At 64.1% G+C, this 14,339-nt stretch carries 12 protein-coding genes; 1 reads left to right on the plus strand and 11 read right to left on the minus strand.

Translation table 11 applies throughout. The features are described 5' to 3' along the window. Positions 1-24 precede the first annotated feature (24 nt). The 7 genes from FXN65_RS18960 to FXN65_RS18990 all read right to left on the minus strand — a co-directional run bounded on the left by FXN65_RS18960 (position 25) and on the right by FXN65_RS18990 (position 5,099). Positions 25-300 (minus strand): hypothetical protein, encoded by a 276-nt coding sequence (locus tag FXN65_RS18960; RefSeq protein ID WP_151135270.1) that lies wholly within the window; start codon positions 298-300, stop codon positions 25-27. A 15-nt stretch (positions 301-315) separates the two neighbouring features. Next, positions 316-1,818 carry a type II and III secretion system protein family protein gene (locus FXN65_RS18965; protein ID WP_151135272.1) on the minus strand — a complete coding sequence of 501 codons (1,503 nt, stop codon included), beginning with the start codon at positions 1,816-1,818 and terminating at the stop codon, positions 316-318. A 51-nt stretch (positions 1,819-1,869) separates the two neighbouring features. Further along, a complete protein-coding gene (gene cpaB / locus FXN65_RS18970) occupies positions 1,870-2,676 on the minus strand; it encodes a Flp pilus assembly protein CpaB (RefSeq protein WP_151135274.1) in 807 nt (268 codons plus the stop codon). A gap of 12 nt (positions 2,677-2,688) precedes the next feature. Further along, entirely contained in the window at positions 2,689-4,011 is a 1,323-nt protein-coding gene (locus FXN65_RS18975) for an AAA family ATPase (protein ID WP_151135276.1), read from the minus strand. Between the two features lie 15 nt (positions 4,012-4,026). Further along, on the minus strand, positions 4,027-4,545 hold the full coding sequence (locus tag FXN65_RS18980; protein ID WP_151135278.1) for an A24 family peptidase: 519 nt from the start codon (positions 4,543-4,545) through the stop codon (positions 4,027-4,029). Positions 4,546-4,575: 30 nt separating this feature from the next. Then, positions 4,576-4,767 (minus strand): Flp family type IVb pilin, encoded by a 192-nt coding sequence (locus FXN65_RS18985; protein WP_151135280.1) that lies wholly within the window; start codon positions 4,765-4,767, stop codon positions 4,576-4,578. A gap of 140 nt (positions 4,768-4,907) precedes the next feature. After that, complete coding sequence (locus FXN65_RS18990; RefSeq protein WP_151135281.1) at positions 4,908-5,099, minus strand: Flp family type IVb pilin; 192 nt, start codon at positions 5,097-5,099, stop codon at positions 4,908-4,910. Between the two features lie 371 nt (positions 5,100-5,470). On the opposite strand from FXN65_RS18990, the gene FXN65_RS18995 reads away from it, so the two are divergent. Further along, entirely contained in the window at positions 5,471-6,328 is an 858-nt protein-coding gene (locus tag FXN65_RS18995) for a helix-turn-helix transcriptional regulator (protein WP_151135283.1), read from the plus strand. Positions 6,329-6,331: 3 nt separating this feature from the next. Here FXN65_RS18995 and ligA read toward each other — a convergent pair whose 3' ends face one another. The 4 genes from ligA to FXN65_RS19015 all read right to left on the minus strand — a co-directional run bounded on the left by ligA (position 6,332) and on the right by FXN65_RS19015 (position 13,989). After that, a complete protein-coding gene (gene ligA, locus FXN65_RS19000; protein ID WP_151135285.1) occupies positions 6,332-8,707 on the minus strand; it encodes an NAD-dependent DNA ligase LigA in 2,376 nt (791 codons plus the stop codon). Between the two features lie 68 nt (positions 8,708-8,775). After that, a complete protein-coding gene (gene zipA / locus FXN65_RS19005) occupies positions 8,776-9,591 on the minus strand; it encodes a cell division protein ZipA (protein WP_151135287.1) in 816 nt (271 codons plus the stop codon). 236 nt (positions 9,592-9,827) lie between these two features. After that, a complete protein-coding gene (gene smc / locus FXN65_RS19010) occupies positions 9,828-13,316 on the minus strand; it encodes a chromosome segregation protein SMC (RefSeq protein ID WP_151135289.1) in 3,489 nt (1,162 codons plus the stop codon). A 13-nt stretch (positions 13,317-13,329) separates the two neighbouring features. Beyond that, a complete protein-coding gene (locus FXN65_RS19015; protein WP_151135291.1) occupies positions 13,330-13,989 on the minus strand; it encodes a GntR family transcriptional regulator in 660 nt (219 codons plus the stop codon). Between the last annotated feature and the right edge of the window lie 350 nt (positions 13,990-14,339).

Consider the following 14,339-nt stretch of genomic DNA (forward strand, 5'->3'; position numbering starts at 1 on the left):
TTCTCGGGTTCATGGCTGCCGGCCTCACTCGTTACCAATGTTGATCTGGATGGGCTGGCCGACCTGCGAGGCATTGCCCTTGGTGCCGCGATAGCCGTCCATGACCTGTTCGGTCAGGGCACCGTCCATGCCGGCGGGTGACACCCCGGTACCTGGGTTGGCAGCGCGCTGCTTGTCGGCGATCTGCTGGTAGCTGGTCTGGTAGACGCTGTAGCCGAGGGTGCCGACGCGACCTTCCTCGTAGCCCATGACGCAACCACCGCAGATCGCTAGCAGGCAGAAGGGAATGATCGTTTTCATGTGCAGGGTCTCCGGCTACTTGAGGTCATGGCCGAAACGGCCTTCGCTGACGCCGAGGCTGACGGGCACCGGCCGGCCGGCCTCGCGCCCTTTGGTCTTGCCCAGCAGATAGAAGTCCTGGTCGCTGGGCTCGACGAACTTCTCGGTAGGCAGGCGCACCGTCCTGGCATCCACCGGCTTGGCCAGGTGCGGCGTGACCAAGATCACCAGCTCGGTTTCGCCGTTGATGAACTGCTGGCTGCGGAACAGGTGACCGAGTACCGGAACATCACCCAGGCCCGGGAAGCGGCTGACGAAGTCGCGGGTGTTCTCGCTGATCAGGCCGGCGATGGCGATGGTCTGGCCATTGCCGAGTTCCACGGTGGACTGCGCGCTGCGCTTGGTCAGCGAAGGGATGACCTGGGCGACGCCGTCACCCAGCACGCTGTCCAGGCCGGTATCCAGCACCAGGGAGTTGGCGTTGGAAATCTCGCTCACCGAGACATTGAGGTTCAGGTTGATGCGTCCCTCATCCAGGACCACCGGAAGGAATTTCACCCCGACGCCGAACTCCTTGAACTCGATGGTGATGCCCTCGTCCTCGGTGATCGGGATCGGGAATTCACCGCCGGAGATGAACTCGGCCTGCTGCCCGCTCAGCGTGGTCAGGGTGGGCTCGGCCAGCACCTTGGCGGACCCATTGTCCTTGGCGGCTTCGAGGACGACGTTGAAGAGGAAGTCATCCGACAGGAACTGGCCGAAGAAGCCCTTGCCATTGCCCAGCAGGGCAGTCGGGTTGACCAGGCCATCGGTGTCAAAGCCCAGCCGCTGGCCATTGTTGAACCCTCCCGTGGTCCAGTTGCCGTTCCGGCTCAAGGCGTTGAAGCGGACGTCCAGGCTCTTGAGCAGGTTGCGTTGCATCTCGGCCACCTTGACCTCCAGCATCACCTGCTGGGTTCCGCCGACGGTGAGCAGGTTGATCACCTCCAGCGACTGGGCCGGGGACTGCTTCGCCTGCTCGCCTTCCCCCTGCACGATGCTGGAGGTCTGGGCGGAGTAGGACTTGGCTACCTTCACCGCCGTGTCCATCACCGAGGCGTTGCTGACCTGGCCGCGCAACACCAGCGAGCCCTGGGCGCTGAATACCTCGATGCGCTCGTTGGGCATCAGCTGGTGCAGCTTTTCCTTGAGACCGCCGAGATCGTGCACCACATCCAGTTCGAGGCTGTCGATCAGGCGATTGCTGTTGTCCCACAACAGCACGTTGGTGCTGCCCAGGGAGCGCCCCAGCAGGTAGAGCTGGTTGGGCGTGGTCATGAGGATGTCGGCGATCTCCGGGTTGCCCACCGAGATGCGTTTGACCGCAACGCGGGTAGTCAGGACGCGCGCCTTGTAAATGGGAACCTGGATGTGGCCCTTGTTTTGCGCGGACATCCCTACCACCGCCCCCGAAGGCTGCGCCGCAGGCACGGGAGCCGGCTGTACCGTCCAGGCCAGCAGCATCACTGCCAGGGCCCCTAGTTTGCGAATGCCTTGCATAACCCTCTCCTCCTCTGACTGGCCGCTACTGCACCGGCCTGCTGGGCCCGGCTAGAACTGCGCCTTCGCCACTTTCACTTCAGTGCCACGGATGATGATCACGCCGCTGGGACCTTCCATCCGGCGCACCACGGGACGGGGTGTCACCGATACCGCCGGTGCCGCCGGCGCAGGTTTGGTCGCAGCTACGGCCTCGGTCTTCTTGCGATCATCCAGGGGGTTGCGCAGGGCAAGCTGCAGGCGCCCTTCGCTCATGGCCTTGACCAGCACCTCGGCCTCCTTGGGCGTCATTTCCAGGGTCACCGCGCGCACCACCACAGGTTGGGTCTTGTCGGTGCTGGCGGTCTGGTCCACGGCCAGCACACGCAGGTCCTGAAGGATGGTCTTGGACTCGCTGTCGTTGCTGCCATTCACTTGCCGGGTCGCCAGTACGTCGACCCGGTTGCCCGGCAGCAGGAAGCCGCCTACGCCCACCACATCATCGACCCGCACCGATATCGCGCGCTTGTCGGACTCGATCAGCGACGCCAGGGTACTGCCGCCCAGGTGTTCGGCCACCCGCGCACTGCGCAGGATGTCGCCGCGCAGCATGGGGAAGGTGGCGATCTTGCCCACGACCGCTTCGGGAGCGTTGAAGGCATCGTCCGGCACCGTGCCCTTGGGCATGCGCACCACGGTCACCTGCTGGGCCTCGATCATCTGCCCAAAGGGGATTTCCACCGTGGCCACAACCACCGCCTGCAGGTTGTCATCGGGGCTTGCGTTGAGCTTGGCGCTCAACCAGTTGTTGGCCATCCAGGCGGCACCCAGCCCCAGCAGCAGGGACAGGGCAACCAGAGTGAGGGTTCGTGCGCTCATGTCGGTTTCTCCTCAGCCAAGGAAATCGAGCTGGACGAAGTAGTTGTGCCAGGCCCATTCCAGGTCCTGCGGTGACAGCGGGCCCGAGCCGTCGAGGTAACGCTGGCGGTCCAGCGCCATGCCCAACAGGTCCCGCGGGTGGCAGGGCACCAGCGGCATCCCCTGGAGCTCGTAGAGTCCCTGGAGCACGTAGCGCAGCAGGACAGGATCGAAGGGAATACCCAGCCGCTCGGTCTCCTGGCGCCAGATGCGCTCGAACTCCTGGGGCTGCAGGTAGTTGAAGTGCAGCTTGTAGCCAATGCGCCGGAGAAAGGCTTCGTCGGCCAACTCCAGCGGATTGAGGTTGGTGGAGAACACCAGGATCAGGTCGAAGGGCAGCTCGCAATGGCGCCCACCGCCCAGATTGAGGAAGTCACGTTTCTCTTCCATGGGCACGATCCAGCGGTTCAGCAGCTCGGCCGGAGCCATGCGCTGGCGGCCCATGTCGTCGATGATGAACAGGCCGTTGCTCGCCTTCAGTTGCAGCGGCGCCTGATACAGCCGGCTGAAAGCGTCGTAGCGGATGTCCAACTGCTCCATGCTCAGCTCGCCGCCGGTGATCAGGATCGGCCGTTTGCAGCAGACCAGCCGGCGGTCGATGCCTTCGTCCAGCAGCAGCTTGTTGGGTTGCGCGTTGTCTTCCAGGAGGTGATGCACCTGGGGGTCGTAGATTTCCACCACCGCCTCGTTGATGGCGATGGCGTAGGGCACCCAGATGGCTTCGTCGAACAGCCGAATCAGGCGGCTGCTGATATAGGTCTTACCGGTACCGGCCGGGCCGTAGATCATGATGGCGCGGCCGGAGTTCATCGCTACGCCGAGCTGGTCGAGCATGGCGTCGGCCAGCACCACGCCCTGGAATGCGCTGCGCATTTCACGCGCGGTGATGCGACCGTGATGGATGGTCTGCAGCTTGAGCAGCGAGCGGTAGGTGCTGACCGGGAAGGGCGCGGCACCAATGTAGCCGCTGCGTGCCAGGGCATCGCGGGCGGCGCTGCGGCCGCGCTCGGTGAGCCCGTAGCGCAAGGCCTGGCCACCGGTTTGGCCAAGGACTTCGATGCGGCCATCCTTGCGCAGGAAACTGAGGATCTCCTCCAGCACAGCTCCGGTCAGCGCCAGACGTTCCACCAGCTTCGGCAGGTCCAGCACGCCGGCATCGTGCAGGTGCTTGCAGACCAGGTCGCCCAGGAAATTCTCCGCCAGACCGGTTTCGCGAACATTGCGTGGCAAGGGCGCCAGACGCTGCACCGCCTCACGCTCGCTGGGGTAGCTTCCATTGTCGGTGACGGCGTACATGGCAGACGTCCTCGCCTATGCGGTCAAGGTGAACCACAGGCTGCTGGCCAGGGTTCCCAGGAGAATCGCGATCGAGAAGGGAAAGGGCTTGCCAGCCACCTCCCCTGCCACCGGGGCTACATAGGCATGGGCCCTGAGCATCAACAAGTAACGCGACAGGGTCAGTGGAAGCTGGCCCCGTACCAGAACCAGCAGGACGCCGCAGCAACCGCCTGCGATCAAGCTGTACAGGGCGGCCCAGGTCGCGTCATGGGCCGAGAGAAAGGCCCCGGTCATGGCCATCAGCTTCACGTCACCTGCCGCCATGCCACCCAGTGCATACATGGGCAGAAAAATGGCGAAGCCGACCAGCATGCCCAGAATCCCGTCGCCCAGGCCGCTGAGGCCCGTCGAGTACACCTGGCCGGCCAGGCCCAGGCCGAGACCGAGGAGAATCAGCAGGTTGGGGATGCGGTGGCTTCGCAGGTCACTCACCACCGCAAAGCCCAGCAGCCCCAGCAGTAAGACAGCGTTATGCATCTGCTCTATGGCCATGACTGCATCGCTCCAAGGAAGAAGAGGGTACTAGCAGGCGCCGCCTTTGATGGCCTGGCAGATCGCCCGGATCTTGGTATCCACCTCCCCCCCCAGCAACGTGAAGGCGGTGACAACTGCAGCGGTGATCAGGCCACCGGCGACCGCATACTCGACGATGGTCAGGCCATCCTCGTCCTTCACAAACTTCATCACCGAGGTCTTGATCGATAGGAATGTCATTTCACTCACCTCACTCAGGTTAAGGCCTCAGGTCCGGTGGCCATGATCGCCTCGCCTTAGCCCACCCCGAGCGTACTGAAGGGGGCCAGGCGTTTATCGAGGATGGCCAGGACCTTGCTGCAGTCGTCGAATGGGATCGCTTAGCAGGCCGCGCCTTTGATGGCAGCGCAAATGTTCCGGATTCTGGTGTTCACCTCGCCACCCAGCAGGGTGAAGGCAGTGACCACTGCAGCGGTAATCAGGCCGCCCGCTACGGCGTACTCGACGATGGTCAGGCCATCCTCATCCTTCGCGAATTTCGTCACCGAAGCCTTGATCGATTGGAAAGTCATTTCGCCCACCTCACTCAGGTTGTATCTGCAGGTCCGGCGACGCTCTTCGCCCCGCCTGAGTCCACCCTAGCCACCCCCAAAAGTGGGGAGTTAGGAGTTTTTTGCGGATACCTAGGACTTTCTTGCGCGCTGTCGATGAGCAATCGGCAAATCGCTCAAGCCCAGCAAGGGCGCGGCTTACAGAGGGGTGACTGGTCGGGTGACGAACGGTAGGGTCGGCTTGGAAGCCGCGAAAAATGGGGCACCCACTTTTGGATAGAACGGAGTTGTTGGAGTTTTCCAGGACTTATAGGGATTGGTTCTTTGGCGTAATGGCACACTGACAATACTGCACCTCGGGTAACCACAATAATTTGGCGCAGGGTTAGAACATGCAGTCGAACTCCGCCGTAGAACCCGTACTGCTCTGGCTCGACCTGACTCGTGACAGGTCGACGGGCATGCTCATGGAGCAATTTCGGGGGCAGTGCGAATGCCGGCTGGCCAGCGGCCGGAACGCGCCGGGAAGGGAGAACCTGCGCCAGATTGACATGATCTGCATCCATTTCGACCGCCCCGATGTAGGCGGACTCAACCTGCTGCTGGATATCAAGCGCAGCTACCCGTCCATCCCCATCAGCATGTTCACCGTCCAGCACTCCGAGGAACTGGCGATCTGGGCAATGCGCGCACGGGTCTGGGAGTTCGTGGTGCTCCCCCTGGATGCCGCGGAGCAAAGTCGCTACCTGGAGAGCCTGCAACGGCTCCGTGAAGTGCGCCGCGCCGTCACCAGCCTGGGCCGCAAGCCGCTGCTGGAGCGCAACCCGCCGCTGCCTGACAGCATCCGCCTGACCACCGGCCACCAGAAGCACAAGGCGCTCAGCAAAGTGATGCCCTACATCGAGCAGCATTTCCGCGACAGCGTGGACCAGAAGGAACTGGCCCAGCAGTGCGGCATGACCCCCTTCCGCTTCAGCCGCCTGTTCAAGGAGGTGAACGGGGTCGGCTTCATGGAATACATCCTTGGCAAGCGTATGGACTTCGCCAAGCAGTTGCTGGAGAACAGCCAGATGCCGGTGACCAGTATCGGCTACGAGGCCGGCTTCAAGGACCCGTCCTACTTCGCCCGCGCCTTCAAGCAGCTGGTCGGCTGCAGCCCCAGCGAGTATCGCCAGGGCTGTCGCGCGGAAACGGCGCCGATTCCATCCACAGTCGAAACCGACGAAGCGGTGCTGGTCATCGGCGCCTAGGCCTCAGCCCAGTCGTGCCAGTTCGGCGAGGAACTGCTCCTCGTCGAGTACCCGCACTCCCAGCTCGTTGGCCTTGGCCAGCTTTGAACCCGCACCCGGTCCAGCCACCACACAGTGCGTGCGCGCCGACACCGAACCCGCCACCTTGGCGCCGAGGGCTTCCAGCTTCTCCTTGGCCACTTCCCGGCTCATGACTTCCAGGGTACCGGTGAGTACCCAGGTCTGTCCGGCCAGCGGCAGGCCCTCCACGGCCTTCTTCTCGCTGTCCCAGTGCATGCCGAACTCGCGTAGCTGGGTTTCGATGGCCCGGGCTCGCAGGACGTTCTCTTCGACGGCGAAGAACTCGCGCAGGGCCTGCTTGGCCTTCTCGTTCAGCCCCTTCATTGCACTGAGGTCCAGCCAGTCGCGGCTGAGGGCGATCAGGCCGTCCAGGTTGCCGGCCCGTTCTGCCAGGTTCTTCGCGCCTGTGGCGGCAATGCCGGAAACATTGAGCTTGTCGATGAAGCCGGCGAAGGTCGCGCAAGCCGCGAACTCGGGGCTCAGGCCACTCTCCTCCTGCAACTCGACGCCGCGCGAAAGAAGGTCGGCGATCACCTTCTGGTTGTGCCCATCGGCGAAGAAGGCATGGATCTCGTGGGCGACTTCCAGACCCACGTCCGGCAGGTAGGTGAGCACGTCCGGCAGGGCCTGCTGGATGCGCGCCAGCGAGCCCAGGGCGCGCGCCAGGAGCTTGGCGGTTTCCTCGCCCACGTCGGGAATGCCCAGGGCGTAGATGAAACGCGCCAGCGCCGGCTTGCGGCTGTCCGCGATGGCGCCCAGCAGGTTGCGAGTAGACAGGTCAGCGAAGCCTTCCAGTTCCACCACCTGCTCGTACTTGAGGGTGAAGAGATCAGCCGGCGAGGCCACCAGGCCGGTGTCCACCAGTTGCTCGACGATCTTGTCGCCCAGGCCGTCGATATCCATTGCGCGACGGGAAGCGAAGTGGATGATCGCTTGCTTCAACTGGGCGCCGCAGGCCAGGCGCCCGACACAGCGATAGATGGCCCCTTCGGTGGTGGTTTCCTTGCCCTTGCCGCGCTTGATCAGCTGGGTGCGCTCCACGGCCGAACCGCAGACCGGGCATTGCTCGGGAATGTGCACCGGACGCGCATCGGCCGGACGACGCTCCAGCACCACCTGCATCACTTGCGGGATCACGTCGCCAGCACGGCGGATGACCACGGTGTCGCCGACCCGCAGGTCCAGGCGCGCCACCTCGTCCATGTTGTGCAGGGTGGCGTTGGATACCGTGACACCCGCGACCTGGACGGGCTTCAGGCGGGCGACCGGGGTTACCGCGCCGGTCCGGCCCACCTGGAATTCCACGTCCAGCAGCTCGGTGAGTTCTTCCCGTGCCGGGAACTTGTGGGCTAGGGCCCAGCGCGGTTCACGGGCGCGGAAGCCCAGTTCGCGCTGCCAGGCCAGGTTGTTGAGTTTGTAGACCACACCATCGATCTCGTAGGCGAGGCCATCGCGGCGCTCGCCGATTTCGCGGTAGTAGTCCAGGCAACCCTGCGCCCCCTTGACCAGCTTCAGTTCCCGGCTGATAGGCAGGCCCCAGCCCTTGAGCGCCTGGAGGATGGCGAATTGGTTGTCCGGCAGCTCGCCTTCCACACGGCCGAAACCGTAGGTGCAGAACTCCAGCGGGCGGCTGGCAGTGATCTTCGCATCCAGCTGGCGCAGGCTGCCGGCCGCGGCGTTGCGCGGGTTGGCGAAGGTCTTGGCGCCCAGTTCCAGATTGCGGGCGTTGAGAGCGTCGAAGCCCGCCTTGGACATGAACACCTCGCCGCGCACTTCCAGCACGGCCGGCCAGCCTTCGCCCTGCAGCTTCAGCGGCACGTTGCGAATGGTGCGTACGTTGCTGCTGATGTCTTCGCCAGTGGTCCCATCGCCACGGGTGGCCCCTCTCACCAGCACGCCGTTCTCGTACAGCAGGCTCACCGCGAGGCCGTCCAGCTTGGGTTCGCAGGTGTATTCCACTTCCGGACCATTGCCGAACAGGTCGCCACCGGGCAGCAGATCGCCCAGCCCCTCGCGCACACGGCGATCGAAGTCCCGCAGGTCCTGCTCTTCAAAGGCGTTGCCCAGGCTGAGCATGGGGACTTCGTGGCGCACTTCGCCGAACGCCGCCAGGGCCGCACCGCTGACCCGCTGGGTCGGCGATTCCGGGGTCACCAGCTCGGGGTGTTCGGCCTCCAGGGCCTGAAGCTCGCGGAACAGGCGGTCGTACTCGGCATCGGGCACGACGGGCTCGTCCAGCACGTAGTAGCGATAGTTGTGCGCATCCAGCTCGGCGCGCAGCGCGAGAATGCGTTCGGCGGCGGTTTGGGCATCGGTCATGGTTCAGGCTCGTTCTCTTGAAACAAAAAGAGCAGCCGGAGCTGCTCTTTCGCTGACTGGGCGCCGGATCAGCGCTTCTGGGTCATGTGCTTGCGCTCGAATTCGACGATGCGCTGGCGGTAATGCTCGATGGTCTGGGCAGTCATCACACTGCGCTGATCATCCTTCAGCTCACCGTTGAGTTCCTGGGACAGCTTGCGGGCGGCGGCGACCATCACATCGAAGGCCTGCTTCGGATGGCGCGGGCCCGGCAGGCCGAGGAAGAAACTCACGGCGCGGGTGCTGAAATGGTCGATATCGTCCAGGTCGAAGGTGCCGGGCTTGACGCCGTTGGCCATGGAGAACAGCACTTCGCCATTGCCGGCCATGCTTTCGTGGCGATGGAAGATGTCCATGGCGCCGAAGCGCAGGCCGCTTTCCAGGATGTTCTGCAGCAGGGCCGGGCCCTTGAAACCGTCTTCATCGCGGGCGACGACGTTGATGACCAGAACTTCCTCGACCGGAACTTCCTGGGCCTGCACCTGCGGATGGACCTTGCCGTTCTTCTTGCCTTCGTCGACCGGGTTGAGCAGGGTCGGCACCGGCTCGTCGAGGTTCAGGTCGCCCTGCTGCGGCTCGCCGCGGCGTTTGCCGGCTTCGCGAGCGCTGAGCGATGGCAGGTCTTCCTCGTCCAGTGACGGCTCCTGGTGAGAGCGCTCCTTGACCCGTGACGGACCAAGCAGATTCGGATCTTCATCGTCGTCCGGGACGTTGGAGAAGCTGCGATCCAGCTTGAACTTGAGTTTCCCCTTGCCGCCACTCATGCGGCGCCAGCCATCGAACAGAATGCCGGCGATTACGATGATGCCAATGACAATCAGCCACTCGCGCAGACCGATATCCATGTAGTCCTGTGTCCCCTAGTGAAAAAATACAAACAGACAATGGTGAAGAAAGGACATCCCGTCCCCTGAAACGTGGCGCCCAACTCCATGTTCTGAATGGCGTTTTCCACGTGCGACAAAATTGGGCATAAAGCTAGCACGACAAGCCCAGCAGAGAAACCTCTGATAGAGGCTTACTCCAAAGCCAACGCGAATTTGATCCCCGGAGCTTTCCAGGGTTCACAAGCGGCCGACCACTAGGCCTCGACCATCGACATCGCCTCCTCCACATCCACCGCCACCAGACGCGAGCAGCCAGGCTCGTGCATGGTCACCCCCATCAGTTGGTCGGCCATTTCCATGGCGATCTTGTTGTGGGTGATATAGATGAACTGCACTTTCTCGGACATTTCCTTCACCAGCCGCGCATAACGACCGACGTTTGCGTCGTCCAGCGGCGCATCCACCTCGTCCAGCATGCAGAACGGCGCCGGATTGAGCTGGAAGATGGCGAATACCAGGGCCAGCGCGGTCAGCGCCTTCTCGCCACCGGACAGCAGGTGAATGGTGCTGTTCTTCTTGCCCGGCGGCCGCGCCATGATGGCCACGCCGGTGTCCAGCAAATCTTCGCCGGTCAGCTCCAGGTAGGCATGGCCGCCGCCGAAGACCTTCGGGAACAGCGCCTGGAGACCGGCGTTGATCTGGTCGAAGGTTTCCTTGAAGCGATTGCGGGTTTCCTTGTCGATCTTGCGGATGACGTTTTCCAGCGTCTCCAGGGCTTCCACCAGGTCGTCGTTCTGCGCATCCAGGTAGCGCTTGCGCTCGGATTGCTGCTGGTATTCGTCGATGGCCGCAAGGTTGATCGGGCCGAGGCGCTGGATGCGCGCGGCAAGGCGTTCGAGCTCCTCGTCCCAGGCGCTTTCGCTGGCCTCGGAGGGAAGCGTGGCAAGTACGCCATGCAGGTCGTAGCCATCCTCGTGAAGCTGGTCCTGCAGGGTCTTGCGGCGGACCGTCAGGGCCTGCCATTCCAGGCGCTGCTGTTCCAGCTGGCCACGCAGCAGCTGCGCCTGCTGCTCGGCCTGGGTCCGGCGTTTTTCGGCATCCCGCAGCTCGCGGTCGGCGTCTTCCAGGGCCAGCCGCGCCTGCTTGAGCTCTTCCTCCACGCCAAGGCGCTTCTCCAGCAGTTCTTCCAGCTTCAGGCGCAACTCTTCCAGCGGAGCTGCGCCCTCCTCCAGGTTCAGGCTGAGCTGCTCGCGGCGCTCGTTCAGGCGCTCGAACTGCAGGGTCAGACGCTCCAGGGCCTGGCGGGTGGAATCGTGCTGCGCCGTCAGGGAGCCGACCCGCACCGCCAACTGGTGGGCATGGTCCTTGTGCTGGCGGGCTTCCTGGCGAATCCGGTCGAGGCGCTCGCGCAGGCTGTCACGCTCGGCGAGCAGCTTTTCGCGTTGCTCGGTATCGCTGGCCATGGCGTCCAGGGCGTCCTGCAGGGTCAAACGGGCCTCGCCCAACTGCTCGTGCTCCAGGGCGCGCTGCTCGTCCAGCTCGCGTAGTTCTTCCTCCAGGCGGCGACGGCGCAGGGCCAACTGTTCCACTTTTGCCTGCTGGGCGGACAGGCGGGCCTTGAGCTCGCCCAGGGCGCGGGATTCTTCCTGCAACAGGCGGCGCTGCTGCTCACGGGATTCTTCCTGCTGACGCTGGTCGTCCCGCAGCCGTTGCAGGCGTTCTTCCAATTGTTCCAGGGCGGCTTCGCGCTCTTCGCGCTCGGCATGCAGGCGTTCCAGTTCCTGGCCACGGGCCAGCAAACCGCTCTCCGCCTCGCTGGCGCGACGCACCCGCAGGAAATTGCGTCCTACCCAGTAGCCATCCCGGCTTATAAGGCTTTCGCCCTCACCCAGGCTGCCACGGCGGGCCAGGGCCTGGTCCAGGCTTTCCACGGGCTGGACCTTGGCCAGCCAGGGCGCCAGGTCCACCGGCGCCTCTACCTTGTCCAGCAGGCTGCCCGGCACCCGCGCCCCGCCTTTGCCGGCACTGGCCAGGCGCAGTTCGCCCTGGCTGAAACCGGACAGGTCGAGGCCGTTGAATTCGTCCAGCAACACGGCCTGCAGATCAGCGCCGAGCACGGTTTCCACCGCCAGCTCCCAGCCCTGCTCCACGCGCAGGCCCTCAGCCAGGCGGGGGCGATCAGCCAGCTTGTGCTCCCGCAGCCATTCGGCGGCGCCCTTGCCGGGGTTCAGCGCAGCCTGCTGCAACGCCTCCAGCGATGCGATACGGCCGTTCAGCCGTTGCAGTTCGCCCTGAGCCTGTTGCTGGGCCTGGTTGGCCTGCTGCAGCTCTTCGCGCAACTGGTCCAGACGCTCCACCAGGCCCTGTTCGGCAGCCTGGAGTTCTTCCAGGCGCATGTCGCCGACGGCCAGTTCTTCGAGCATTTCCTGGATCGCGGCATCTTCCGGGTCCGCTGCCAGCTGGACGCTCTCGTCGTTGAGGCGACGCTGGCGCTCCTGCAGGCGCTCCAGGCTCTGCTCCAGCTGCTGGATGCGTGCCTGCTGCACTTCGGCCTGGCGGCGCGGCTCGGCGCTGCGCTGGTTGAAGCCATCCCACTGCTCCTGCCAGGCGTGCATGCCGGTTTCCGCTTCCTCCAGCTGGGCTGCGGCCTCTTCGGCGGCGGCGGCGCTCATTTCCTGCTCGGGGCCAAGCATCTCCAGCTCCTCGCTCAGGGTGGCGAGCAGGGTGCGGTCGTGGCCCAGGTGGGATTCGGTTTCCTGGCGGGCGCGTTCGGCCTCGCGCAGGTCGTCCTGCAACTGGCGCAGGCGCTGCTGGCCGTGCTGGATGCTCTGCTCCACGCGGGCGATATCGCCGCCCACGGAGTAGAAGCGGCCCTGCACCTGGTTGAAGCGCTCGGACAGTTCGTGGTGCCCGTCGCGCAGGCGTTCGATGCTGGCGTCGGCGTTGCGCTGCTCGGCCACCAGGGCTTCGAAACTGACTTCCTGGTTGCCGATCACCGACTCGCGCTGGCCGACCTGGTCGTTCAGCGCGCGCCACTTCAGGGCGGCGAGCTGTGCCTTGAGCTGGCGCTCTTCGGCCTTGTATTCCTGGTATTTCTCGGCCGACTGCGCCTGGCGGTGCAGGCGTTCCAGCTGGCGCTCCAGTTCCTCGCGCAGGTCGGTCAGGCGCGCCAGGTTCTCCTGGGTGCGGCGGATGCGGCTCTCGGTCTCGCGGCGGCGCTCCTTGTACTTGGAGATGCCGGCGGCTTCCTCGATGAAGTTGCGCAGGTCCTCCGGCTTGGCCTCGATCAGCTTGGAGATCATCCCCTGCTCGATGATCGAGTAGCTGCGCGGGCCCAGGCCTGTGCCGAGGAAGATGTCGGTGATGTCACGACGCCGGCACTTGGTGCCGTTGAGGAAATAGGTGTTCTGGCCGTCGCGGCTGACACGGCGGCGAATGGAAATCTCGGCGAACGCGGCGTACTCGCCCACCAGGGTGTTATCGGAGTTGTCGAAGATCAGCTCGATGCTGGCCTGGGCGACCGGCTTGCGGGTATTGGAACCGTTGAAGATGACGTCGGTCATCGACTCGCCGCGGAGGTTCTTTGCCGAACTCTCGCCCATTACCCAGCGAACGGCGTCGATGATGTTCGACTTGCCGCAACCATTAGGGCCGACCACGGCCGCCATGTTGCTGGGGAAGCTGACGGTCGTCGGGTCCACGAAGGACTTGAAGCCGGCCAGCTTGATGCACTTCAGCCGCATCGATGCGCTCCGTTCAACGCTCGGCCAGCGCCGCGAGCACCAGGTCGCAGTTCTGCTTGCCGTAGCCCAGCAGCACTTCGCGGATCCTCGACTGGTCGCGGGCGATCACCGCCTGCAGCAGGTCGTCGAATACTTCGCCGAACTGGCCCATCTGGCCCCGGCGGCGTTCCAGGGCGATGTAATAGGTACGGGCGATGGCCGGCTGCAGGTTGTCCAGGGTCTGCTGCAGGTAGGGGTTGTCGGCGAAGGGATAGGCCGTCTGCATGATGGCGAAACTGGCTTCGACGAACGCCAGGATGTCTTCCCGCTCGCGCGCTTCGGCCAGACGCTGCTGGATGGCACGGAAGGGCAGGAGGTCTTCCTCGCTGCGCCAGTGCTCGGCAACGGCGTAGCCGAGCAGGATGTAAAGCTCCATCACCAGGGTGTAGAGGCTGCGCACATGCTGCTGCGTCAGCTCGGACACCTGGGCGCCGCGACGCGGCAGGATGGTGATCAGATGGCGTCGTTCGAGGATCAGCAGCGCTTCGCGCACCGAGCCCCGGCTGACATTCATGGCCTGGGTGACTTTCTGTTCCTGGATGCGCTCACGCTCTTTCAACTCGCCGCGAATGATGCGCTCGGCGAGGTGCTGGGCAATCTGCTCGGAGAGGCTGTCCGGTGCCTTGAACGTCATGGTTTTCCTTCGAACTGGGGAACATTGTGCGCTACGCGGGAGCTTTCCCACGCCAAAGCTCCGGCGCTGACAGTACTACGGGTACAGGCAGTGGGCGCAAGAGCAAAAGGGGGAAATTTCCGACTCTGCCGCAGGACGCGGGCAGGGGGCGGATTCTAGCACAAGGCAACGGGCGGCTACGCGAATGGAAGCGCTCGAGGACAGGCACCCTCCCCTGCCTTTTCTACAATTAGGACAGGAGGCGCGAATCCCGCCTGAACCTTGAGACAGAGCGCTTGCGGCGGCTAATAACCGAAAGGCATGAATATTTCCTGACTTTTGAGTCAAATATTTATTGACCCACAGGTCAG

The organism is Pseudomonas lalkuanensis (assembly GCF_008807375.1).
GTDB lineage: Bacteria > Pseudomonadota > Gammaproteobacteria > Pseudomonadales > Pseudomonadaceae > Metapseudomonas > Metapseudomonas lalkuanensis.

Bases quoted from the DNA above. Each gene is read 5' to 3' on its own strand.
- FXN65_RS18985 (WP_151135280.1), bottom strand. From the start codon at position 4,767: ATGACATTCCTATCGATCAAGACCTCGGTGATGAAGTTTGTGAAGGAC.
- FXN65_RS18965 (WP_151135272.1), bottom strand. From the start codon at position 1,818: ATGCAAGGCATTCGCAAACTAGGGGCCCTGGCAGTGATGCTGCTGGCC.
- FXN65_RS18995 (WP_151135283.1), top strand. From the start codon at position 5,471: ATGCAGTCGAACTCCGCCGTAGAACCCGTACTGCTCTGGCTCGACCTG.
- FXN65_RS18980 (WP_151135278.1), bottom strand. From the start codon at position 4,545: ATGGCCATAGAGCAGATGCATAACGCTGTCTTACTGCTGGGGCTGCTG.
- zipA (WP_151135287.1), bottom strand. From the start codon at position 9,591: ATGGATATCGGTCTGCGCGAGTGGCTGATTGTCATTGGCATCATCGTA.
- ligA (WP_151135285.1), bottom strand. From the start codon at position 8,707: ATGACCGATGCCCAAACCGCCGCCGAACGCATTCTCGCGCTGCGCGCC.
- smc (WP_151135289.1), bottom strand. From the start codon at position 13,316: ATGCGGCTGAAGTGCATCAAGCTGGCCGGCTTCAAGTCCTTCGTGGAC.
- FXN65_RS19015 (WP_151135291.1), bottom strand. From the start codon at position 13,989: ATGACGTTCAAGGCACCGGACAGCCTCTCCGAGCAGATTGCCCAGCAC.
- FXN65_RS18960 (WP_151135270.1), bottom strand. From the start codon at position 300: ATGAAAACGATCATTCCCTTCTGCCTGCTAGCGATCTGCGGTGGTTGC.
- cpaB (WP_151135274.1), bottom strand. From the start codon at position 2,676: ATGAGCGCACGAACCCTCACTCTGGTTGCCCTGTCCCTGCTGCTGGGG.
- FXN65_RS18990 (WP_151135281.1), bottom strand. From the start codon at position 5,099: ATGACTTTCCAATCGATCAAGGCTTCGGTGACGAAATTCGCGAAGGAT.
- FXN65_RS18975 (WP_151135276.1), bottom strand. From the start codon at position 4,011: ATGTACGCCGTCACCGACAATGGAAGCTACCCCAGCGAGCGTGAGGCG.